This window comes from Qipengyuania sp. HL-TH1 (genome assembly GCF_036365825.1).
Taxonomy (GTDB): Bacteria; Pseudomonadota; Alphaproteobacteria; order Sphingomonadales; family Sphingomonadaceae; genus Qipengyuania; species Qipengyuania profunda.
This window is the reverse complement of record NZ_CP142675.1, coordinates 3097320-3117941: the sequence shown is the minus strand read 5'-3', so window position 1 is coordinate 3117941 and position 20622 is coordinate 3097320. Positions and strand designations below refer to the sequence as shown.

The 20622-nt window shown below is 60.7% G+C and carries 26 protein-coding genes; 7 read left to right on the top strand and 19 right to left on the bottom strand.

Going from position 1 to position 20622, the window contains the following annotated elements; genetic code table 11:
• Positions 1 to 57 precede the first annotated feature (57 nt).
• The 12 genes from VWN43_RS15930 to VWN43_RS15875 form a co-directional block, all read right to left on the bottom strand.
• The gene (locus tag VWN43_RS15930) at positions 58 to 1803 is read right to left on the bottom strand and encodes a relaxase/mobilization nuclease domain-containing protein (RefSeq protein ID WP_320181094.1); all 1746 of its coding nucleotides are present in this window, start codon (positions 1801 to 1803) and stop codon (positions 58 to 60) included.
• 240 nt (positions 1804 to 2043) lie between these two features.
• Positions 2044 to 2724 (bottom strand): lytic transglycosylase domain-containing protein, encoded by a 681-nt coding sequence (locus tag VWN43_RS15925; protein ID WP_320181095.1) that lies wholly within the window; start codon positions 2722 to 2724, stop codon positions 2044 to 2046.
• Positions 2725 to 2727: 3 nt separating this feature from the next.
• Complete coding sequence (locus tag VWN43_RS15920) at positions 2728 to 3060, bottom strand: DUF736 domain-containing protein (protein WP_320181096.1); 333 nt, start codon at positions 3058 to 3060, stop codon at positions 2728 to 2730.
• Complete coding sequence (locus VWN43_RS15915; RefSeq protein WP_320181097.1) at positions 3057 to 3638, bottom strand: S26 family signal peptidase; 582 nt, start codon at positions 3636 to 3638, stop codon at positions 3057 to 3059. The genes VWN43_RS15920 and VWN43_RS15915 overlap by 4 nt, the downstream gene beginning before the upstream one ends.
• Positions 3635 to 4090 carry a DUF2840 domain-containing protein gene (locus tag VWN43_RS15910; RefSeq protein ID WP_420493566.1) on the bottom strand — a complete coding sequence of 152 codons (456 nt, stop codon included), beginning with the start codon at positions 4088 to 4090 and terminating at the stop codon, positions 3635 to 3637. The genes VWN43_RS15915 and VWN43_RS15910 overlap by 4 nt, the downstream gene beginning before the upstream one ends.
• Before the next feature lie 227 nt (positions 4091 to 4317).
• Positions 4318 to 5199, bottom strand: a complete 882-nt coding sequence (locus tag VWN43_RS15905; protein WP_320181098.1) for a replication initiator protein A — start codon at positions 5197 to 5199, stop codon at positions 4318 to 4320.
• An 11-nt stretch (positions 5200 to 5210) separates the two neighbouring features.
• Positions 5211 to 5483 carry a helix-turn-helix transcriptional regulator gene (locus VWN43_RS15900; protein WP_320181099.1) on the bottom strand — a complete coding sequence of 91 codons (273 nt, stop codon included), beginning with the start codon at positions 5481 to 5483 and terminating at the stop codon, positions 5211 to 5213.
• Between the two features lie 489 nt (positions 5484 to 5972).
• Entirely contained in the window at positions 5973 to 6191 is a 219-nt protein-coding gene (locus VWN43_RS15895) for a hypothetical protein (protein ID WP_320181100.1), read from the bottom strand.
• A 309-nt stretch (positions 6192 to 6500) separates the two neighbouring features.
• Positions 6501 to 6911, bottom strand: a complete 411-nt coding sequence (locus tag VWN43_RS15890; RefSeq protein WP_050600401.1) for a single-stranded DNA-binding protein — start codon at positions 6909 to 6911, stop codon at positions 6501 to 6503.
• A 1052-nt stretch (positions 6912 to 7963) separates the two neighbouring features.
• Positions 7964 to 8368, bottom strand: coding sequence for a hypothetical protein (locus tag VWN43_RS15885; protein ID WP_320181101.1), 405 nt, complete (start codon positions 8366 to 8368; stop codon positions 7964 to 7966).
• A gap of 11 nt (positions 8369 to 8379) precedes the next feature.
• Positions 8380 to 9036, bottom strand: a complete 657-nt coding sequence (locus tag VWN43_RS15880; RefSeq protein WP_320181102.1) for a DUF2231 domain-containing protein — start codon at positions 9034 to 9036, stop codon at positions 8380 to 8382.
• A 213-nt stretch (positions 9037 to 9249) separates the two neighbouring features.
• Positions 9250 to 9687, bottom strand: a complete 438-nt coding sequence (locus tag VWN43_RS15875) for a hypothetical protein (RefSeq protein ID WP_050600404.1) — start codon at positions 9685 to 9687, stop codon at positions 9250 to 9252.
• Between the two features lie 181 nt (positions 9688 to 9868).
• Here VWN43_RS15875 and VWN43_RS15870 point away from each other — a divergent pair, with 181 nt between their 5' ends.
• Complete coding sequence (locus tag VWN43_RS15870; protein ID WP_050600405.1) at positions 9869 to 10156, top strand: hypothetical protein; 288 nt, start codon at positions 9869 to 9871, stop codon at positions 10154 to 10156.
• Positions 10157 to 10279: 123 nt separating this feature from the next.
• Positions 10280 to 10681: a hypothetical protein gene (locus tag VWN43_RS15865; protein ID WP_228135256.1), complete on the top strand. Its 402-nt coding sequence runs from the start codon at positions 10280 to 10282 to the stop codon at positions 10679 to 10681.
• A gap of 13 nt (positions 10682 to 10694) precedes the next feature.
• Here the strand turns inward: VWN43_RS15865 and VWN43_RS15860 are convergent, their stop codons facing one another.
• Genes VWN43_RS15860 through VWN43_RS15830 form a run of 7 tightly spaced genes read right to left on the bottom strand, consistent with a single transcriptional unit; the run spans position 10695 to position 16485 of the window.
• Positions 10695 to 11429, bottom strand: coding sequence for a PepSY domain-containing protein (locus VWN43_RS15860; RefSeq protein WP_050600407.1), 735 nt, complete (start codon positions 11427 to 11429; stop codon positions 10695 to 10697).
• Positions 11430 to 11452: 23 nt separating this feature from the next.
• Positions 11453 to 12016 carry a YybH family protein gene (locus VWN43_RS15855; protein ID WP_228135257.1) on the bottom strand — a complete coding sequence of 188 codons (564 nt, stop codon included), beginning with the start codon at positions 12014 to 12016 and terminating at the stop codon, positions 11453 to 11455.
• A 15-nt stretch (positions 12017 to 12031) separates the two neighbouring features.
• The gene (locus VWN43_RS15850) at positions 12032 to 13309 is read right to left on the bottom strand and encodes a copper resistance protein B (RefSeq protein ID WP_050600408.1); all 1278 of its coding nucleotides are present in this window, start codon (positions 13307 to 13309) and stop codon (positions 12032 to 12034) included.
• Positions 13306 to 15123, bottom strand: a complete 1818-nt coding sequence (locus VWN43_RS15845) for a copper resistance system multicopper oxidase (RefSeq protein WP_063505472.1) — start codon at positions 15121 to 15123, stop codon at positions 13306 to 13308. Before VWN43_RS15845 ends, VWN43_RS15850 begins: the two co-directional genes overlap by 4 nt.
• 45 nt (positions 15124 to 15168) lie before the next feature.
• On the bottom strand, positions 15169 to 15744 hold the full coding sequence (locus tag VWN43_RS15840) for an RNA polymerase sigma factor (protein ID WP_050600410.1): 576 nt from the start codon (positions 15742 to 15744) through the stop codon (positions 15169 to 15171).
• Between the two features lie 6 nt (positions 15745 to 15750).
• Positions 15751 to 16185 carry a periplasmic heavy metal sensor gene (locus VWN43_RS15835; protein ID WP_050600411.1) on the bottom strand — a complete coding sequence of 145 codons (435 nt, stop codon included), beginning with the start codon at positions 16183 to 16185 and terminating at the stop codon, positions 15751 to 15753.
• Positions 16186 to 16188: 3 nt separating this feature from the next.
• Complete coding sequence (locus VWN43_RS15830; RefSeq protein ID WP_050600412.1) at positions 16189 to 16485, bottom strand: hypothetical protein; 297 nt, start codon at positions 16483 to 16485, stop codon at positions 16189 to 16191.
• Positions 16486 to 16607: 122 nt separating this feature from the next.
• On the opposite strand from VWN43_RS15830, the gene VWN43_RS15825 reads away from it, so the two are divergent.
• The 5 genes from VWN43_RS15825 to VWN43_RS15805 all read left to right on the top strand — a co-directional run bounded on the left by VWN43_RS15825 (position 16608) and on the right by VWN43_RS15805 (position 20515).
• Positions 16608 to 17315 carry a class I SAM-dependent methyltransferase gene (locus VWN43_RS15825; RefSeq protein ID WP_228135258.1) on the top strand — a complete coding sequence of 236 codons (708 nt, stop codon included), beginning with the start codon at positions 16608 to 16610 and terminating at the stop codon, positions 17313 to 17315.
• Between the two features lies 1 nt (position 17316).
• On the top strand, positions 17317 to 17784 hold the full coding sequence (locus tag VWN43_RS15820) for a DUF411 domain-containing protein (protein WP_050600413.1): 468 nt from the start codon (positions 17317 to 17319) through the stop codon (positions 17782 to 17784).
• Positions 17785 to 17825: 41 nt separating this feature from the next.
• A complete protein-coding gene (locus VWN43_RS15815; RefSeq protein ID WP_230832327.1) occupies positions 17826 to 18089 on the top strand; it encodes a DUF5676 family membrane protein in 264 nt (87 codons plus the stop codon).
• Positions 18090 to 18290: 201 nt separating this feature from the next.
• A complete protein-coding gene (locus VWN43_RS15810) occupies positions 18291 to 19037 on the top strand; it encodes an AlbA family DNA-binding domain-containing protein (protein ID WP_050600414.1) in 747 nt (248 codons plus the stop codon).
• A gap of 194 nt (positions 19038 to 19231) precedes the next feature.
• The gene (locus VWN43_RS15805; RefSeq protein ID WP_230832357.1) at positions 19232 to 20515 is read left to right on the top strand and encodes an APC family permease; all 1284 of its coding nucleotides are present in this window, start codon (positions 19232 to 19234) and stop codon (positions 20513 to 20515) included.
• The last annotated feature ends 107 nt before the right edge of the window (positions 20516 to 20622 follow it).

Below are 20622 nucleotides of genomic sequence, written 5' to 3'. Positions count from 1 at the left end.
GCTTGTTTACGCATCACATGGTGTTTCGTCAAGGACAGATTTGTCTGCACAGCCCCGTCAGACAGAAGGCCCCCGTGAGCGCGTGAAGCTCCAGTCAACACTGCCGCGCTCGTTGACCCTGCCTGCGACCGTCTGGCCCAGATGGCGCTCCAGATCCTGCCGCCAGGGGACGAGTTGGAAACCCACACCGTTGTCGATCATCGCGAACCGGCCCGAAGCGAGTGTGACGCGTTCCCGATACACGCCTGCGACATGATCCCCGGAAGTCGCGCTCTGCATGGTGCTTCCGTGACGCGAGGCGAGCGCATCGCTCGCATTGGCCAGGTCCCGGTCACGCAAAGTGCCAAGCAGATTGCGAGCATAGACGATCTTTTGCCCCTGACGCTTGGCTAAGCCTTGCTCCAGGAGGACATCGGCCCGTTTAGCCAATGCCTCGCGTACCTCCGACCCGAACCCGCCTGCCACGGTTTTGAGGCGGGGCGATACGAGTTGCCGATCAAGCCAGGTCGCACCGCCTGCACCGATCTGTCTTTCGAGAGTGAAGTCGGAGCGAACAAGCAGGCTCATCTGCTGCCGGCCTTTCCGATCGGTCCATGCGCTCGTCTCCACGATGGCACCTGGCGCGGCATCACCTGTCCGCTCGAGGTCGGGAAAACGCAGGTGATGAATGCGCCCATCGGCCCCGTCGACGATGGCAAAGGCCTTGCCAGTAAGCTCGTCATGCAGCCCGCGCTCGACGAGCCTGCCAATCACACGCTCACCGTTCGCTTCGTCATGCAAAGCCAGCCGCGCCGGGTCCGCATCAAAGCCTTTGCCGGTCATGGCCCGGTGCATCGTTTTGATGATGTCGCCGCGTTCTCCAAGTGCCCGAAGCGTGGGCTCGATATCGGATGCCAGCGTCCAGCTTGCTGGTCCCACCTGCTCAGCCAGTCCCATGCGTTCGAGCACCTGGGCGCGACCAATCAAGATCGAGCGATCCCTACGTGCGTCCGAACCGGCTTCGGGCCGCAGATCGATCTCGCCAAACGCGCCGCGTTGCTTGTGCAGGCGGCGATCGAGACTGGTCCAGCGTTCAGCGTCAACCTCGCGCGCCAGAGCATTGAGGATATCACGTTCGCTGCGCGGTCCCAGCTCGATGGTCACGCGTTCCTCGGCGCGGGCGCGCATCCCCTCGCTGATATAGGCGCGGTCGATCACAAGGTCCTCGCCGCCTGTTGCGACGCCGCGAACCAGCACATGGATATGCGGATTGTCGGTGTTCCAGTGATCGACGGCCACCCAGTCAAGGCTGGTGTCGAGATCGTTGGCCATGTCGGTCATAAATTCACGCGTGAAGGCGCGCAGGTCGCCCATCTCGTTGGCATCCTCAGGAGAGACGATGAAGCGGAAGTGGTGCCGGTCGTCCTCGCAGCGCTCGGCAAAGCTATCCCCATCGGCCTCGTCTGACGTTGCATCGAACATCCGGCCCTGCGATCCGTCGCGCGTCGCTCCCTCGCGCTGAATATAATTTATATGACGCGCGAGCGGCGCGGACCTGGTCTGGGATTGCCATTGACGAACAACGCGGGCCTTGATCAGGACACGCCGCCCAAATGCGCTTCTGCTGCGCGTCAGCGCAGCGAGCTTGCCGCGTCCATAATGTCCCGTGCCGCGACCGCCTGAGCCGCTTGCCTTGAACCGTGTGTATCCCGGCTTGTGAGAGACCTGAGCTACCCGGCCGAGGAGCGTCTTGGCCTTCTTGTAGGAGCGAGCGCCGCTGTCGCGCGAACGCCCGGGCTCGATATTGAAATCATCGTCAGCCATGCCGCGCAACAAGAGGCGATGGCGCCTTCGCCTTTGAAAACACACAGAAAATCAGCAGTAGCGACGGCACTGTAGTCGTCCAGACGGCGCTAATTACCCAGAAAAACCAACCACATGCAGCCCGGTCGACGGCGCTGCTTTTATCTTGCCATCCTCTCGTACCCTTTCTGACCAGTCCGCAACTCAGTCGCAAGTCTTCGCTAGCGGGCGACGCAGAACGCAGGGATGCGGGCCTGGCTGTCATTGGTCGGCGACCGCGGAGACGGGAGCGAAAAGATCATGCGCGGGCCGTTGCGGACGAACAAGAGCGTTGCCCGAGGCCTCCGGGAGACCCGGATCGCCGGGCGCATAATCCGAAGCGGAAACAGGTTCAGCGGGCGCGCCCGGAGCGCCCGTAGGGTGCGAACCCGCCGCGACAAAGATGCGCCCGGGCTGCAGCAGGGGTGCGATCTTCGCGACATAACGGCGGGTCTCGAGGGGAAGCGAGCGCCGTCCGGCAAGCCAGGCCTCGTAGCGTCCCGGCCCCGCATTATAGGCTGCAAGAAAGCCAGCTGCACCGTAGCGGTCATACATTTCTCGCAAGTACGATGTGCCCGCGAGGATATTGTCGCGCAGGTCGAAAGGATCGCTGCCGAGCGAGTACCGGCCGCGCTGGCGCACCCAGGTGCCGGGCATGAGCTGCATCAATCCCATCGCGCCCGCCGAGGACACTGCGCGCGTCCGGCCCGCACTTTCAACGCGGATCACCGCATAAATCCAGTGCTGGGGAATGCCGAAGCGCTGCGAGGCCTCGCGCACATGTGCTGCAATATCGATTGAAGCTGCGTGCGTTTGCGCTGCGCGCGATTGCCCGCTCGCGTGCAGCGGATAGGCAAGTGCCATTGCAGCCAGAGCCGCGGTTAGCGCGATACCGAGGCGCACGGTTCAAGCCTTGCTGGCGCGCCGCGCAGGGCGCGACCACGTCAGTACATGAGAGCCATCATCGGATGCGAAGAGATTGGCGCGTATCGGCCGGGCGAACGCCGGATCGTCGATTACCACCGCGATATAGTCCCCGGCCTTGTCGCCAACGCGCTTCCAGCCCGCGCCAACTTCGTAGACGGCGTCATTGTCACCCACCATGATCCGGTAGTCCGGCGCATTTTCGGTTTCGGATGGTTCTGCAGGAACGAGGGTGAGCCGGGCATCGAGCGTGAGCGTCTGCAAATGCCCCTCGAAGCCATCGCGGGTCGCTGCGAATGTGCCGATATATGTCATTGATCGTCTCCTTGGTTGTTGATTGAGGTTGCAACATTGCTTGGCTGCGCGAACCAGATATGCGCGCCATCACCTTGCTCATCGGTCCAGACGGGGCTGGCCCGGCCAAGCACGCGGTCGCGCGCGATCGGTCCGAAATAGCGCCCGTCGAAGCTGCCTGACGCGCGCCGGTTCATGACAAATATCTGGCCTGCTGCGATGGTCCGGCAGCCTTGCCAGACCGGCAGAACGCGCCCGATGCTGTCAGCTGCGCGCGCCACGCCGGCGCGCGCACCATTGATGGTGATGGTCAGACCCTGCCTGCACACAGTGTCGCCGGGACGCGCCGCGACTTCCTTCAGCAGCGGAATTCCCGTCGGCAGATAACCGCGTGTCGCAAGGTAATCGCGCAGCCGAGGCGGCGGATCGATCGCCACGCGCTCGCCAACCTGCAGACCGGTCGTACCGCCGATATGATACAGCCCCGTCGGCACACTAGCGGTCGCATTCCAGATCAGAACGCGAGAGAGGGGCAGCGCGGCGCTCAGCAATGCGGCAGCACAGACAGTGCTCGCGATAATGAGAGTGCGGCGTTTCATGGCCGAAGATTCCGGTAGCGCAGCCAGACGCGGTGCCGGTCTGGATGATAGGCGCGTGGCTGCATTCCAGCTGCAAGCCGGTTGTGCATGTGCCGCCAGTGGTCGGGCGCGACATCGCACGGATCGGTGCCGCCTGCCTCGATTGCATCGATCAGGCCAAGGACCTGGCGCACCTTTGGCCAGCCCCGGACCGAGAGCAGTATCTCTGCGCCCGGATCGACTTGCGGAAGCGTGGAATAGGTGTCGCCAGCTGCGACCGCGCGCGCAATGGCGAGAGCCGAACGGATGGTGCCATATTCGTTGGACGCCCAGCGCCCGAAAGCGAAGAGCTGCCCCGGCTTATAGCTTTCAACCCGTGTCCTGCGATCGATGATGCGCTGACCAACCGGCTTGCCGAAACGCAGCCAGTCTTCGCGCAGGCCTTCCTGCCACACCAGAGTGACGTGGGTCAGCGGCGGATCGCCGTCGCATCGCCCGGCGCTGGTGCGCGGCGGTGTCAGTCGACCGACCGTGCACAGGCGCGGCGACGTTAGCAGGAATCGATAAGATTCCTTGTTAGGATAGTTAAGGGGCTCGCAAGGCCAGCATTTCTGCGGGTTTGCGCAGCGTTTCGGTTCCCGATAGTCCGAACTTGCGGTTCCTGATAGTCCGTGCGCGGAGGTTCCTGATAGTCCGAACATCACACCGACTTGTCCACAGGAGGCATGCCGATGCGCCGCCGGGCGACATCGAAGGGATCGACAGGAATTGCCACGAAGCTGAGCCGCTCGCGGCCCAGCTGGTGGTCGAGCGAGAGGGTATAGCCCGGGAGCGGTTGACGCCGGACGATTGCGCGCATCTCGAAAGCGAACCGTTTGAGCGGTGAAAGCGCACCAGATTTGAGGTGAAGATGGGCAATGTCGAAGCTCCATCCGCCCTTTTGTTTGCCGCCATGCTTGCGCACGATCCGGTATAGCCAGCGCTCCAGGCCCCCGGTCAGCGTGAAATAGGCCGGGTCGATCGTGAGTACGAGCGCTCGGTCGATTACCGCTTCATAGAGCCAGTCCGGCACGATCATCTCGATGCCGAGCGCGCGGCCATTGGCATCGAGGCATTCGCGCCATTCGTTGATCCAGGAAAAGCGGTGGCGACGGCGTGCGCCCAGCTGGCGGATCGATGTCGCGATGCTGGTTGATTGCAGCCTGTCGAGCGCGGCTTTCAGTCGCTCATAGGCGGCCTTGCCGGTACCGCGGCGGGTAAAGGCGAGGATTTCATGCGGGGTGGCGGCAATGAGCCGCGACGTCGGCTTTCCGGCATCGCGCGCTTCGACGATCTGGCTGGCCACCCAGATCAGCACATCGGCGTCCCATATGGTTGCCATGCCATGTTCGGCAGTTGCCTCGACAAGAATTGAGATGTCGCCCATGCGAAAGTCGATGGGCTTCACCCGCTTCGATTTGGCGAGGCTGAAAAAGGGCCATGCCATCAGGTCCTGCGCATCGCGCGCCGCGATTGCTGCGCTGGTTCCGACGAACAGATCGAGCTGCTGTGCTGCGCTGGCAAAGGTCGTGCGGGCCGTCATTGAACAGGCTCTCAGCGCCGAACCGGGCCGGTGTAGCCGTCAATCCTTTTGGCCGGATGGACCACGCCCTTGCCCGGATCGCTGGTCGAGCGGCGCACCCCTTGTTCGGCCCAGGCATCGAGATCTTCGCGCCGGTAGACGATCCGCCCGCCGAGCTTGTGGTAGACGGGACCGGTCCCGTAGCAGCGGTGTTTCTCGAGCGTTCTGGGCGATAGGCCCAGATGCACGGCAGCATCGGGCGTTCGCAGGAAACGGGGGCGAACTGGTTCTGGAATGGCGGTCATGGGTAATCTCCGCAACACATGGGATGGATGGTGCGGCGAGTTACCGCTTGTTGCAGAGAGGGATGGCGGGCAATTGGTCCCATGGGGGAGCGACAGAACTACGCGAGAACAATTGTCGCCCGTGCCTTGCTGCCCTGCCGCCAAATATGTGTCGCTGACCGTGCGGACGCACGAGAGTCCATCGTCCACCCGATCATGAGCGATGCCCCCAACAAGCTCCGCACCGCGAACAAGGCGGCGGCAAAGGATCGCGTGCGGAGCCAGGGACCGGGACTTGTCGGTCCCGCCAGCTTCGCGCCGGTCCGACCCGCTGCCGGTTCGCAGTGCGCGCGGGGCCCAAAACGAATATGCCGCGCCCTCAGGAGCGCTGCTGGAGGCAGCGCGGGACAGAGCGCGTCCCCAGCCCCGCTCCGCTTTTCGCAGCCATCCCTCCTGCATGCGGACACGCAAAAAGGCAGGAACCGGAGAAGGCTCCTGCCCAATCGCGCGTCAGAACTCGAGCATCGCACCGGGCACAGTATGCACTATGCGGCTTGCCAGATGCACCGGCAGCGCATTGTAGTCGCCCTCATCGAAGGCGAAGTGACCGAGATCGTCATCCTCGACGACGTGCTGGTCAAAGAAGCTGTGCAAAGCACGCCGTTCGGCAACAGCCAGAGCTGCGAAATAGCTGTCCGAGCTCTGTACAGATTGAGTGAGTGTAGCCATGATATCCTCCTGATGTCTGCCTTGAAACGGCAGGAGGACCGGCAGACGGGCGTGCAGGTACCGGGTCACAGGATCGCCCGCACGGGCGACCACGAAGTGGCGTTGGGGGAAACGATTTTGTCGAACTGCAGCGCAGCTAAAGGAGGCAAAATGGTGGGGCCCCGCCGTCCTTGATGCGGTGGCTGCACGCCCGTCATGATCAGATTTCCGTGGGTCAGCCCCTCCCCGCTCTTACGCTCCTGAACAACACAAGAAGGGGCCCTGTCCGGTGAGGACAGGACCCCTTCGGGAGAGATCGACTGGGAGAGATCAGTCGATTTCGGGAGCGTCGCGATTATCGCTCTCGCCGCCAGATTCACCGCTCTGAGGGTTGCCGCGCGAGAGAAAGTCGACCTTGTCGGCGAGAATCTCGCAGCCGTACCGCTTCACGCCGTCCTGATCGTCCCACTGGGTGTAGTGCAGGCGGCCCTGTACCGACACCAGCTGGCCTTTCGAGCAATACTGCCCGACCGTCTTGGCGAGGCCGTTGAAGCAGGTCACGCGGTGAAATTCGCTGTCCTTGGCGGTGTAGCCGTTTTCATCCTTGTAGGTCTTGCCGTCCTTGTCGCGAGCGGGGCGATCGGTAACGACGGTGATCCCGGTGACGCTGGTCCCGCTCTTGGTTTCCCGTGTTTCGGGATCACGGGCAATGCGGCCGGTGAGGATAACGATATTGGTCATGATAAATTCTCCTTCAGCTCTCAACCCGGAAACCATTTCCGGCTTGCGAACGTCGATGAGAAACAGGGCATGGGAGGACTGCACCGCAGGCGCGCAGCGCCAAGGGAAACCCGTTTACGCCGGGTGGTGCGGGCAGCCCGCGCAGCGGGCAACACGGCCGGAAAGAAAATGGGTTGCCGGGCTCAGCTGACCTGGTTCAGACAGGTTCGCATGAAAAGCCGGACTGGGTTCGGAGTGGGCATGAAGGCAGCGCCATGGTCCAACGCTTTATTCGCAGGCCGCGGTGCCTCCGCTTGCAGCAAGAAGGTCCATGAAATCGCGGGCAGCGGCGCAATCAACAGGAGATTCCAACACGGCTCAAGGTCAGAGGCAGACCCAAGCCTATGAGGCAACCCCCACCAAGCGAAGCGCTTCACCCGGTCTTGCTCAAAGCCGAAATCGACCCGGCAGCGCTCGACACCCGAGGCCATCGTCTCGGGGCTATCCGACGACATATCAGTTGTAAGGAATTAGCGTAAAAGGAGATCGCCGGGATTCATCGTGACAGGCTAGCTTTTTTCATTTCTGCGCTATCAGGCGTTACGTTGCTTGCATCAGAGCGTTCGGAACTATCGCGTTTGTCACATGCAGCTTCCACAGCTTCTTGCGGTCCACAAGGCAGCGCGCCGCCTTCTTCTTCTCATCGCAAAAGGTCTTTATCCTTCTTCTCGATCACCATGTGGAATTCTCCAAATTGAAGCGGCGACGCAGCAGTCAATCATCGCACCGGGCAGAGGCCGAGCGTCTACAGCACCAGTATTATCATAGCTCCGATAGCACTGTTCCGGTCGCCCGTTCGGGAGGGGGATGACACTTGCACGACACAATATTCTTTCAGATCGCGGCTCTCCTGAAAATTGCCTCGTGCAGAAGAAACCCCGCGCATGAGCGTATCATACGCGGGGTTTCAAAGCGGCCCAATTGCACCTGCGACCCGCAGGGCTCCGGGGGGACGTCGGGACCGCCTGTTCGATGGGCCAGGCAAGAGAGACTCGAGGTCTTGCCCGCTCTCGTCACATGTCTTTCATATCGTGATCCGGCATCGACTGCATATCGTGACCCGCATGCGGGTCCGCGGGCTCGGCTGTTGGCGTGACTGCGCTGGCATCTGCCGGCTGAATCGGCGGCACGGGTGCTGCTCGCGAACTGCCGGAGCGCGGCCTGTTTGAGACCTCGTCCATGCTCTCAGGGGAAGTTCCTGCAGTCACCGGCTGCGCCTCGCCGTAAGCATCCGAGGAATTTTCCGTGCCATCAACACCGGGGGAAGCTGTGGCAGCCGATGGCGCAGCTCCTATGGCCATTGGCGTCTGCGCGTCAGGCGCCGAAACCTGCGCTTCGTCACACCCGGCGAGGAAAAACAGAGCAGCCACGACTTGAGCGGGACCGGTGGCTGTCATCTTCGATTTGCTTTTGGGCATCAGGCTTCTCCCTACAGCCAGGAAATGCCGAGATGGTTCTGGCCGTGCGCCAGTTCGCCGCCCAAGAACCCCTGGGCCAAAATGAGCACAGCCATCGATACAAGCGCAATGCGCAGCATTGTCCGGCTCTCCGGGCGGCGGTACGCGAGCGCGGCGAGCACAAGACCCAGAACGGCAATGAGCATGCCGTTCCAGCGATGGAGCTGCATTGCCGTATCCCCGCCAAACCACAGTCCGGTATGTATCCACCCGAATATGGCCGCGATGACAGCGCCGCCCGCACCGCCGTAAATGAGCACGCGTACCGCAGGCTCCAAGCTGGCTTCTCTTCGCTTACCGACGAAGAGCTCGGCCAGCGCGGCCATCAGAAACAGGGCAATTGGGAAATGTACCGTGGCGGGATGCAATCTCTTGAGCACACCGACGAAGCCCTCCTCGTTCACATTGGCGGTCTCTCCCGATGCTTCGTCGTGCCCGCCGGAAGCATGAGCGTCACCCGAAGCGCCATTCGATAATTCCTGGGCTTCACCGGAATTGTTCACTGGACTGGCTGTCGCAGGCGCAGCTGCGCTCTCGGCCCCGCCATGCGCTTCGTCGCCATGCGCGTGGACCGGGCTGACCCAAAGAAGACTTGCGCAAACAAGCGCCAACAGTTGGATTGGCTTCATATTGACGAGTGCCCTTTCTAGGCGGCTTTCCGCTGCCCTACAGATTGTTACGCATCTGGAGATCTCACCCCTCAAAACAGTTTTCTGAGGGTGGGCCAGCGCAGGAGTTATGCGATTTTGTGTGCTCGGGCGATTGCACGTCTGTCCGAATTGCGACCCATTGCAGCGAGCGAAGCCCGGGGGAGCGTCAGCACCGATCCGGGCCGCCGGTTCCTAGTCTTGCTGCGCCATATCCTGCTGGGCAGCCATCTGCTCCATCATATCGTGCATCATCGTCATGCGCTGGTGACAGGCCGCCATCATATCGGCGTTGCCCCCCTGCATCATGCCCGCCATGTGCTCCTGCATCTTTTCGCGGTGCTCGGCCGTCAGCCTTTGGCGTTCGGCGGGATCGCTCGCGGCGCGGGCCTGCTGCATCAGCGCGCGCATTTCAGCCATCTTCTCACGATGGGCTGTCATGGCCTCGGAATCCTGCATCATGTGGCCACTGTGATCCTGCTGCTGTGCTACAGCTTGATTTGCATGGTCATGCTGCTGCTGTGCCATTACCGGGGAGGCTGTCAGGCCAGTGGCGAGCAAGAGGGCCAAGGCTGTGCGGTTCATGGTCGAATTCCCTTCTTTGGTCAGGTGGTGGATGCCTTGTGCATTCATCACCTTTACGCAGCGAACGTCGCTCCCCCTCAAACAATCACGCAAGAGATGGTGGCGGCGAAGGGCAGGCCAACAGCCGAGCCGGTTGCAGCATTACTGATTTTCAGCCACGTTTCCGGCACAAGCCAAGAGAAAAGAAGGAGACGGTCATGGTATCAGAAAAGCCGCCGGGAATGCTGCGATGAGCGCGGTCAACGAAGACGGCAGCTGGGAAGTCCCGGAACCGGACAAGGCCGAACTGGTGCAGATGCGCATTCGGCTCATCACGCTCGAAAACATCGTTCTTGGCCTGCTGTCCGGAGCGAGCAGTGAGCAGATCGAACAGATCAGAAAGCGCGCGGACATGATTGAACCGCGTCCCGAGGCGAGCAGGCACCCTCTTACCGAACTGGCAGCAAATGACATGCGCAAATTTCTTGACCGTGCTGCTCGGCTTACCGACAACGCGGATCATGGAGAGGCTGAGTAATCCGGCAATGCAAACGCGATCGAGGACCGAAAATGCAGGCCAGGAGCGGCTTTGCGATGCACATATCTGTGGAATCATGGCAAGGTGACCAGAACCCATTGGCTAGTCTATATTTGCGGCAGCTTGATCGCGTTCGTCTGGGAAATCTACCAGATGCCGTTTTTCGTTCCGGGCAATCTCGAACCCTATGAACAGACCATTCGTTGCGGCATTGCGAGCCTGGGCGATGGACTTATCCTGCTCGCAGCGTACACGCTCGCAGCCATGAAGGGCGGGCGCGCCTGGTTTCGCCAAGGCGCCAGGATATCTTATGCAATATACTTCGGTTTCGGCCTTGTCGTTGCAATCGCTGTCGAAATCATGGCGACGTCGCTACCGTCAGACAGCCTGCTGAGCTGGCGCTATAGCGATCTGATGCCCCATGAACCATTGACCGGCATGGCTCTGATCCCGATCGCGATGTGGACGATCGTGCCTGCGCTGACGATCCTTCTGGTTCGGTTTGCTCAAACCGAGCGCAACTGAACTGAAAGCAGTCTCAACGAGCGACTTGGCCATGTCTCGCCCGGCGCTTAGTCCTCGGGAACCTGTTGGCCAGCAAGACGAAGCCCGAGATCGCGATAATTGTCCCGCCGATGCCGAACAGCAAAAGCCACCAGCTGTTGATCCGGTCGCGCTGCGTCCAGTCCATGATGTGCAGCCCCCAGATGAAATCGAAGAACCGCCACGTGTCGCTTCGCGCGGAGAGGACCGCACCGCTCGATGCATCGACATAGACGCGCGTGTTAGCCACGTCATTATAGGTGATTTGCCATGCAGGAAACGGGCCCCTGAATTCGGTGCCAACGCTTTCGTCGACCAGGCGCGCCGCATGGATGGATGTTTGCGGACCGACCCAGGCGCGCCGCGCAATTGAACGTGCCGTGGCTGCGGGAATGGGAGATAATATCCGACCGCTTTGTGGCTCATGCAGGCTCACCGCGCCATCGGCTCGCCGCACCTCAGTAACAGTCTTGCCATCAAGAACCCGGGTCGTGATTGCGGTAATGTCATCGCTGTCGGACAGCCATCGCGGGATGGCGGCATCGTCGGGAAGCGTCTGTGCTGCGCGCGAGATGACATGCTCGGATCGCACTTCCTCCAGATCGAGAAAGGACATCAAAGCTCCGGTGCCCATCCACAAAAGCACCTGGAGGCCGACGAAGATCGCCAGCCATTTGTGCAGCTTGCTGCCCAGGACATGCAGGCGCAGCTTGAACGAGCGTTTCGCCACTCGGTTGCCCCCTCGCACTCCGATCAGCGGTTGCGCGGCGCGCGCGACGAGGAATGATATTGCACGATCTTCCAGCCATCGGCGTCATGGGCAAGTACGGATGTGGCCACGCCCTCGCGCTCGATAACCCGACCATCCGTCAGTTCGATCCGGTAGGTGTAGGTTTCGCGCCCGTAAGCGAGATGTCCCATGCGGGTGACCGCGACGGTCGGATCACCGAAGGTGAAACTTGCAATTGCATCCAGTTCGGGCCCGAGATGATGCTCCATGTAATGCGTGAAGCTACCTTCGTCCTTGCCGTTCTCGTAAACGAAAGATTCGTCGGCAAAAAGAGCGTCCATTGCGTCACCGTCGCGGGCAACCAAGGCCTCACGGTAGGCGACCAGAGCCGCTTCTGCACCGGCGACATCGTCGTTCATGGCCGCCATGTGATCGGCATGGTTCATGCCTTGCGCCGAATGGTCCATCTCCATCGCTTCAGCTTGTTCCTGATGCGCCGAATGATCCATGGTCTGCGCCATCGCCGGTACTGCGGAAACTGCGAGGGCCGAAGCCATCAAACCTTGAATGATCATCGAATTCTTCATTAGTCTTTCCTTTTTTTAGAACCAGAACCGGACACCGACGACATAGTTCGTCACGCTCGGGTCTTCGCCGGCCGCACGGGCATAGGCGGCACTATCGCCTATCCGCCATTCCTGAGAGACGCCGATATACGGCGCGAATTCGCGTGCGAATTCATAGCGCAGGCGAAGGCCTGCTTCGATTCGGTCGATCCCCGCGCCAACTCCCAGCTCCGGAATATCCTGAGCCGAAAGTGCAAGTTCCGCGCGCGGCTGAAGGATCAACCGCTGGGTGATGCGCTGGTCAAGTTCGCCCTCGATGCGGGCCGTCACATCGCCCTTGCTGGAAATAAACGCCGCAGCATCGACTTCGAACTTGTAAGGGGCAATACCCTGGATGCCGATCACCGCATGGGTGCGTTCAGGTCCGGTCAAGTCTTGTCGGACACCAGCCTGGAAGTCGAAAAAGGGTGCGATGGCGCGGCTCCACAGAGCCTGCACCTCGGCCCCTTCGATCGGTTCGCCGAAGCTGCCCTCGCCTTCCGATTTGAACCAGAACTTATTGATATCGCCGCCGTAATAACCCTGAACGTCCCAAAGATAGCCGTCCGCGCCTTCGCGCGCCCGGTATTCCACGCGGTCGCCCTGTATCCATAGCCGCATGCCGCCATCGGTTTCGCGGACCAGCTCCTGCCGGGCTTCGTTCATGGCTTCCTCGCCCCAAATTGCAATACCGGCGCGCGCGGGGCCGCTGCCAGCTTCGGGCGGAGGCGGGAGGAGCGGGATCATATCGTCGGCAGACCCTTGCATTGCGGAATGATCCATTCCCTGCATGGCTGGTGACGGCGCGGAAACCTGGCCCATCTGACTGTGGTCCATCTGGCTGTGGTCCATCTGGCTGTGGTCCATCTCGCTCTGGCTCGCCTGGCCTTGAGGCATATCGCCATGATTCATCTGGCTGTGATCCATTTCCATGGATTCCTGACCGGACTGCGCCATGGGCATCTCCATGCCCGAACTTTCTTCACCTTCGGCCATCGCCCCTTGGCTCATCTGCGAATGATCCATGGTTCCGTGATCCATCGCCGGTTGGTCGCTGGCGGTCGGCTCGCAAGCGCCGTCCGCAACGGCATGGCCCATGTCCCGATGGCGCTGCGCTTCCTGCGCACACCTGTCCGCAGCATCCTGGCCCGTGACCGGCTGAGCCCCGGGCTGGGGTTGACTGGTGTCATGCCCGGCATGCTGTGCCGAAGCCGGTGCCGACAGCATCGTTCCGGCAGCGAGCGAGGCAAGCAGGCTTGCTAGAAAAGTCTTCATGCTTCGCTCCCGTCCGGATTGGCGACCGTGACGATCTGAAACATCCCGGCGTGCATGTGGTAAAGAAGATGACAGTGAAAGGCCCAGTCACCCGGCTCGTCGGCAGTCAGGTCGAATTGGGCGCTGCCGCCTGGCTGCAGGATTACCGTGTGCTTCAAGGGCTGGCGATCCGCAGGGGCACCATTGACCAGTTCGAAGAAATGACCGTGGAGATGGATCGGATGCGCCATCATCGTGTCGTTGATGAGCTTGACCCGTACCCGCTCGTCATAGGCAAAGCGGATCGGTTCGTCGGAGACGGCGGAAAACTTCTTGCCGTCGAACGACCACATGTAGCGCTCCATATTGCCGGTCAGATGGATTTCCATCCGCCGGGACGGAGTTCTGCCTTCCTCGTGCGGCCTCAGCGCGCGAAGCTTGCGATAATCGAGCGTGCGATGGGGCACATCGGCAAGGCCAATGCCCGGATCGCCCATGCGATCGACCGGGTTCATCGATACCATGTCGAGGCCCGGGCCGACCTTCACGTCAGGCGGAAGGCGCGACGTATCGCGCATCTGCATGCCAGACATGCCTGCCATCCCCGCCATTGCGTCGCCGTTCGGCGCTCCGCTCGAACCATGATCCATGCCCGCCATGGCACCATCGGTTCCATGATCCATCCCTGACATGTCACCACCAGTGCCTGCACCGTGGTCCATACCGCTCATGCCCATGTCGGCCATGGTGAGCAGCGGCGGATCGCGCAGCGGAGGTATAGCTGCGCGCGCGCCGGGCCTGCTCGCCAGCGTCGCGATGCCCATGCCAGAGCGGTCCATCGACTCCGCCACCAGCGTGTAGGCCGGTTCCTCGCGCGGGGTGACGACAACGTCGTAGGTTTCGGCGACACCGATCTGCAGCTCATCGACCTCGACCGGTTCGACATTCTGTCCATCAGCCTGAACCACTGTCATGGGTAGGCCGGGGATGCGTATATTGAAGAAAGTCATCGCGCCGGCATTAACAAAGCGAAGGCGCACCCGCTCACCCGGCCGGAACAGATACTCCAGATTGTCCAGCGGGCCATGGCCATTCAGAAGATAGGTATAGGCCGCGCTCGATACGTCGAGGATGTCAGTCGGCATCATGCGCATCTTCGCCCACATCCGGCGGTCTTCACCCGACAGCGGATAATCATCAGTCCAGGTGTTCTGGTTGTAGTTGAAGTAGCCTTCGCCCTTCTTGAGCTTGTCGAAGATCGCGTGCGGCGACATGTCGCTGAATTCGCTCAGCACCACGATATATTCGCGGTCGGCCTGCACCGGATCGGGACCTGCGGGATCGACCACGATCGCGCCATAGTGGCCCGCCTGTTCCTGAAGGCCGCTGTGCGAATGCCACCAGTAAGTTCCCGATTGCCGCACGGGAAATTCGGCGGTGAAGGTCTCACCCGGCTTGACGCCGGGGAAGCTCACTCCCGGAACGCCATCGAGCTCAAATGGTACGAGAAGCCCGTGCCAGTGAATGGACGTATCTTCCTCAAGCTGGTTATGCACGTTTAGCCGGACCGTCGTTCCTTCCTGCAGGCGCAGGAGAGGTCCTGGAATACTGCCATTGACAGCGATCGCGCCGCCGCGCCTGTTGCCGCTTGCGAAGGCGGACCGGGCTACGGTGAGGTCGATATTCGGCCCCGCCACCTCGTCCAGTCCCTTACGGGCATTTCCCGCCAGGAGGTCACCGCCGCGCGCCCAGGCCGGCATTGCTCCGGCAAGGCCAAGCAGGCCCATCCCGCCTGCTCCCGTACCAAGGAATTTGCGTCGATTTACGGAAATCATTGAATGCGGCTCCTGATGTGACATACACCCACCCTTACGCGCCTGTCAGCTGTACCCCTCAAAGTTTTTGACCCGTTCTCTCAGCCGGTTGCGCGCACGATATATGCGCGTCTCGATCGCCTTCTCGGTCGTGCCGAGCAACGCGGCGGCTTCGGCCTGGCTTCGGCCTTCGACACTTACGAGCACAAGCGCTTCGCGCAGGCGTATGGGCAACCGCCCGATCTCCGCCTCGACGAGCCTGAGTTGCTCACGGCTCGCTGCAAGGTTTTCGGGATCGGGCGTGTCGTCGGCCACCGCCTGTACCTCGTCGGAACTCGGAAAACCGAAGAAACCGACGACCTTCCTTCGGCGAAGTCGGTCGCGACACCGGTTCAGGACAATTGTTGTAAGATAAGGGCCGACGGGCTTGGAGGCATCGAGACGATGCCGGGTGAGCCAGACCGATGCGAGGCTATCCTGGACCACGTCCTGAGCGGAGGAGGAAGACCCCAGCATGCGCGTCGCCAGCGCAATCAGCCGCGCGATGTGGGCTTCGACAAGAGACGAAAACGCCTGCCTGCTGCCGGCCACGACCTGCGCGACAAGTATTTGTTCTGAATTGCCCCCCTTTTTTACCGGCATGCGGGGTCAGCTGCGCGGGCTGTCGGTGAGAGCTTTGGACACTTGCTGGTCAAATCGTCTTTGCTGATCGGGGTCGAGAATTTCACGCATGTCGAAGACATGGCGGACCGTTGCTTTTTGGAGATCGCCCATGCGTGCATGAACCTCGTCGATGGCCGCCCCCACCCTGGGTCCGTATTCGTGTTCGGCTTCCATCGCCTGCGCGAGTTGGGCGTTGGCAGCGCGCGCAGAGGCCTCGAGCCTGGCCCGTTCCACAGCGAAGCGCGCTTCGAGTGTCTCAAGGCGTTGCTTCTGCTCGTTTGTTAGTGTGAGTTCATCATGCACGAACGCATGTAGGCCCGTATCAGCATCGTGATTGGCCCAGCGATCTGCGGCGAGCGCACCGAGACAACCGGCGAGCGCCGCGAGCAGCACCGCGAGGGCAATATGCAATTTCTTCAATGTCTAGCGCTCCACATGCAGCAGCTCGGAGGGCGAGAGCCGCTCTCCGACAATGATGCTATCTGCTATGCCAGGTTGGGAACCAGCAAATTGTGCAGGCCACCCGCTGGTGCCTGCACCGGCTCCCAGGCCGACGACGAACAGGCCCGCGAACAAGGCCATCCTGCGGCGTCTTTCAACGATTTCGCCAAGCTGGCCTGCCCGTTGCCACACGCCGGTCATGAAATCGTCCGGAACTTTGAAGGAGTCCTGTGTGCCCAGCGTCCCAAGCATCGCATCGAGTGTCTGATTGTTACGCATCCATTGCTCCTGTCGGTTGCCCGCTTCCTATACGCGATAGAATACCCGAACCCTTAAGTTTCTTTTTTGAGGGCTGCGGCCCGGCTGTGCGTATCAGAACGTGCAACGAACAATAGCGAAGGTTGTTTGAACAGATCGGAAATTATGTGGTGAAAAATGCACGCCTCACAAAAGTGGAACGGGAGTTCACTCCTCTGCTTGGCCACAGCTGGCTCACACCGCTCTACGATCGTGCGATTGGCGTTTTCACGCGCGAGGCGAAATGGCGCCGGGAGATCGTCAAACAGGCTCGAGTAAAACCTGGCGACAAGGTCATGGATGTAGGTTGCGGCACGGGGACGTTGTTGCGAGCCTTCATGACCAGCTGCCCCCAAGCAGATTTATTAGGCGTAGAACCCGATCCGGCAGCGCTTGCGATCGCACGGCGCAAGCTTGGTCCTGCTGCGGGCCTCGTTCGATGGCACAACGGATTTCTCGACAGTCTCGACCTTTCGGGTGATCGGCGACCCGATACGATCGTCAGCTCGCTTGTTTTGCACCAGGTTCCCGTGTCGCAGAAGCGCGCGATCCTCGAGCAAATGGAGGCCTTGCTAGCTCCTGGCGGCATGGTGCTGATCGCTGATTACATGCGCCAGGACCATCCGCTCATGCGCGCAATGTTCCGCGCGACCGTTCAGCTTCTCGACGGTTTACCAGACACCCAGCCGAGCGCTGACGGAGCAGTCGAGAAATTGCTAGGCGAAATTTTCGCAAGCGCAGAGCTGCTCGCTCAGATCCATACCGCAACCGGAACCATTTCGCTCTGGCGCGGCTCCAAGAAAGGCATGTAACATGATCAAAGACAATCCATCGAAGCCGCTGCGGCGTTCGCTGACGGCATCGGTTCTTCTCACGCTTGCGGCCTGCTCGAATGCCGCACAGGCCGCCACCTACACGATGTTCAGGGACCCGGGATGTGGTTGCTGCCTGAGCTGGGCAGGACATGTCGAGGGCGGCATGGAAGCAGAAGTGGCTTCGGTCGATACTGACGATATGAGTGCGCTCAAGGCAGCCAAGGGCGTACCGCAGGATATGTGGTCGTGCCACACAATGGAAGTCGAGGGCTACATCATCGAAGGTCATGTGCCCGCCGAAGCGATCGCGCGGCTCCTGCGCGAAAGGCCCGAGGGCGTGACCGGCCTCGCCGTTCCCGGAATGCCGCTAGGCTCCCCCGGCATGGAAATGGGCGATCGAGTGCAGCCCTATGAGGTCATCGCTTTCGGTCCGGACGGCCAGAAAGTCTTCGCATCCTATCCGTAAACGCCGACCAGCCCAGATGACGGTAATTCAACAGGAGAACCATGATGTCAGAGCGTTCGCTCAAATCCTCGATCATCGCCTGGGGCTGGACACTCAGCCTGTTTCTGCTCGTCAGCTATTTGATCTGCATAGCTTTCGGCCTGCTCGCGCCCGAACGGTTCCATATGCATGAGGCCTGGGAACCGCTGCTTCCCGGATACGAATGGCTGACTCTGCCTGGATTTCTCGCAGGCGCAATCGGCAGCTTCTTATATGGGTGGTACATCGCGGTGATCGTGGTGCCGTTATACCGGTACTTCAGATAACGCTTGAGGAAATCAGACTGGCTTGAAACGGCGCTCTATCGATCGGAACAAGCACTTGGTTCCACGCGGGTGTCGGATGCGACAAAAGAAGGCTGGCGACACCAATCAGAATGACGCCTCGACAGGAGACGAACAATTTCGCGATATCGATCCAGCGACGATAGACGGGGTCTGCTCCTGCACACCGCCATAGGCGCAGTCATGGGTTTCGCGATCCTTCATCCGGTGACGACACTTGTCTACTGGTATGAATTCGGTGCCTCGAATATTGCCGCCCAAAGCAACGCGCTCGCTTTTCTGCTTGACCGTCTGTCTTCGGCATTCGCGTTTGAAATGCTAACGATGAGCGCTGTGTATGTGGCGTTGGGCGCTGCGATCGGGCTGGGGTTTGGTATTTATCACAGCCGCCTTTTGGATGAACGCTCGAAAGTTCGTTTCCTCGAACGCGAGCTTGAAGAAGAGCTACCTTTGCTCATTGCCCGGGGCGAAGGAGAGCATGTCGAGTTCAAGTCGTCTATGCGTTGGGACAGACGCGAAGAGCGCGTAAACCGGCGCCTGCAGCAGGTTGTCGTGAAGACAATAGCGGGTTTTCTCAACCATGAAGGTGGCACGCTCTTGATCGGCGTGGAAGATGACGGGACTGTTGCGGGCATTGAAGCGGATATGCGAACGCTCAAGCACGCGAACCAGGATGGATTCGAACGACTTTTGATGGACACTGCAAGAGACGCCCTGGGCGGGGATGCTTGTGCCCTGGTCCATAGTCGTTTCCATGGGCTTGGCGGGCTGACCGTTTGCAGGGTGATCGTCGAGAAAAGCGTGCATCCGGTCTACTACACCGAAGGGGGTGTCGCTCATCTCATGCTGCGCACCGGAAACAGTACCCGGGAGCTGGATGTTCGCGAAGCTCAGGCGCACCTTCAACGAAGAGAAGCCGGGCCGATGTAACTATAACCCGGTCGCACACAGGCGCCTGGAGTCTCGCAGAATCTTTTTTGAGGGGTGAAGCCCTGCCGAACGTACTGTTCGGCAATGATGTTTCTCGAACGGGAGGACATCCATAGGGGAATGTATTGCAAGACCATGGTCACGATCGAACGGGCAATACCGCAGGCTCCATAACGCTGCTGGGCGGCATCGCCATGGGCACCGGCGTTATGATCGGTGCAGGCATCTTCGCACTCACCGGGCAGATCGCCGAACTTGCCGGCCCCCTCTTTCCGCTATCCTTTATCGCCGGGGCGCTGGTCACTTCATTGTCGGCCCACAGCTACATCAAGATGTCGAACAAATGGCCCTCATCGGGCGGCATCGCGATGATTTTGCAAAAAGCATACGGGCCCGGCGTCATCGCCGCATCAGCCTCGCTGCTGATGGCGCTGTCTATGGTCATCAACGAAAGTCTCGTGGCAAGGACCTTCGCAACATATGCGCTGCGTCCGTTCGATCTCGAGAGCAGCGGATGGCTCGTTTCTCTGGTAGCGCTCGCTCTCATTATCTTTGCCTATTTCGTCAATGCAGCGGGCAACAAGTCGGTTAGCGGGTTTTCACTTATCATGTCGGCGATCAAGATCGGCGGCATTGCGCTATTTGCAGTAGCTGCGATCTGGGTGAGCGGTTTTTCATCAGGAGCATTCTCGCAGCCTGTAGCGCTGACCAACGCAGAAGCCCTGGTCGCCTCGGTTGCCTTTTCGATTCTCGCTTTCAAGGGCTTTACCACGATCACCAATAGTGGCGGCGAAATCGTCGATCCGCACAAGAATGTAGGCCGCACGATCATGATCTCGATTGGCATCTGCATCGTGGTCTATCTGCTCGTCGCTGTTGCGGTGGGCTCAAGCCTCAGCATCTCCGAGATTATCGAAGCACGCGATTATTCACTGGCGGCGGCGGCGCGCCCGGCACTTGGCGATCTCGGTTTCTATTTCACCGTCGCGATCGCGATCGCTGCCACCACGTCGGGCGTCATCGCGAGTGTTTTTGCGGTGTCGCGGATGCTGACGATGCTGACCGATATGAAGATGATCCCGCATAGCCATTTCGGCATGAGCGGCGGGATCCGCAGCCACATGCTGGTCTATACGGTTGTCGTTGCCGGAACGCTGGCCGTATTGTTCGATCTTTCCCGTATCGCATCGCTGGGCGCCTTCTTCTATCTCGTCATGGACATGCTGGTTCACTGGGGCGTCCTGCGCCACCTGCGCGGAAAAGTCGGCGCACGCGCCTCGGTGCTTCTCGCTGCACTCGCAGCCGATGGCGTGGTCCTGGCAGCTTTCACTGTCGCGAAATTGCGCAGCGATCCTGCCGTCGTGGCCTACGCCGTGATCGGGATCGCCGCCGTTTTTCTTGGCCAATGGTTCTACCTCTCGCGCAATCCCGGCGCACCAGCATCGCCCGAGAACGATGGAACGGGAGAGGCGAGTTGACCATGCACTTCCTTTCCAGGTGGGAAGCTCTCGAGGCGGGCTCCACTGCACAACCGTGCCCGGCTTGCGCATTGCCCAGTAGCGCCATCACGAAAAACAAACGGAGC

Bases quoted from the DNA above. Each gene is read 5' to 3' on its own strand.
- VWN43_RS15905 (WP_320181098.1), bottom strand. From the start codon at position 5,199: ATGACGGCCCGCACGACCTTTGCCAGCGCAGCACAGCAGCTCGATCTG.
- VWN43_RS15805 (WP_230832357.1), top strand. From the start codon at position 19,232: ATGGGCACCGGCGTTATGATCGGTGCAGGCATCTTCGCACTCACCGGG.
- VWN43_RS15820 (WP_050600413.1), top strand. From the start codon at position 17,317: ATGATCAAAGACAATCCATCGAAGCCGCTGCGGCGTTCGCTGACGGCA.
- VWN43_RS15855 (WP_228135257.1), bottom strand. From the start codon at position 12,016: ATGAAGAATTCGATGATCATTCAAGGTTTGATGGCTTCGGCCCTCGCA.
- VWN43_RS15930 (WP_320181094.1), bottom strand. From the start codon at position 1,803: ATGGCTGACGATGATTTCAATATCGAGCCCGGGCGTTCGCGCGACAGC.
- VWN43_RS15840 (WP_050600410.1), bottom strand. From the start codon at position 15,744: ATGCCGGTAAAAAAGGGGGGCAATTCAGAACAAATACTTGTCGCGCAG.
- VWN43_RS15875 (WP_050600404.1), bottom strand. From the start codon at position 9,687: ATGAATGCACAAGGCATCCACCACCTGACCAAAGAAGGGAATTCGACC.
- VWN43_RS15830 (WP_050600412.1), bottom strand. From the start codon at position 16,485: ATGCGTAACAATCAGACACTCGATGCGATGCTTGGGACGCTGGGCACA.
- VWN43_RS15890 (WP_050600401.1), bottom strand. From the start codon at position 6,911: ATGACCAATATCGTTATCCTCACCGGCCGCATTGCCCGTGATCCCGAA.
- VWN43_RS15920 (WP_320181096.1), bottom strand. From the start codon at position 3,060: ATGACATATATCGGCACATTCGCAGCGACCCGCGATGGCTTCGAGGGG.
- VWN43_RS15900 (WP_320181099.1), bottom strand. From the start codon at position 5,483: ATGACCGCCATTCCAGAACCAGTTCGCCCCCGTTTCCTGCGAACGCCC.
- VWN43_RS15850 (WP_050600408.1), bottom strand. From the start codon at position 13,309: ATGAAGACTTTTCTAGCAAGCCTGCTTGCCTCGCTCGCTGCCGGAACG.
- VWN43_RS15845 (WP_063505472.1), bottom strand. From the start codon at position 15,123: ATGATTTCCGTAAATCGACGCAAATTCCTTGGTACGGGAGCAGGCGGG.
- VWN43_RS15915 (WP_320181097.1), bottom strand. From the start codon at position 3,638: ATGAAACGCCGCACTCTCATTATCGCGAGCACTGTCTGTGCTGCCGCA.
- VWN43_RS15815 (WP_230832327.1), top strand. From the start codon at position 17,826: ATGATGTCAGAGCGTTCGCTCAAATCCTCGATCATCGCCTGGGGCTGG.
- VWN43_RS15880 (WP_320181102.1), bottom strand. From the start codon at position 9,036: ATGAAGCCAATCCAACTGTTGGCGCTTGTTTGCGCAAGTCTTCTTTGG.
- VWN43_RS15810 (WP_050600414.1), top strand. From the start codon at position 18,291: ATGGGTTTCGCGATCCTTCATCCGGTGACGACACTTGTCTACTGGTAT.
- VWN43_RS15895 (WP_320181100.1), bottom strand. From the start codon at position 6,191: ATGGCTACACTCACTCAATCTGTACAGAGCTCGGACAGCTATTTCGCA.
- VWN43_RS15885 (WP_320181101.1), bottom strand. From the start codon at position 8,368: ATGCCCAAAAGCAAATCGAAGATGACAGCCACCGGTCCCGCTCAAGTC.
- VWN43_RS15870 (WP_050600405.1), top strand. From the start codon at position 9,869: ATGAGCGCGGTCAACGAAGACGGCAGCTGGGAAGTCCCGGAACCGGAC.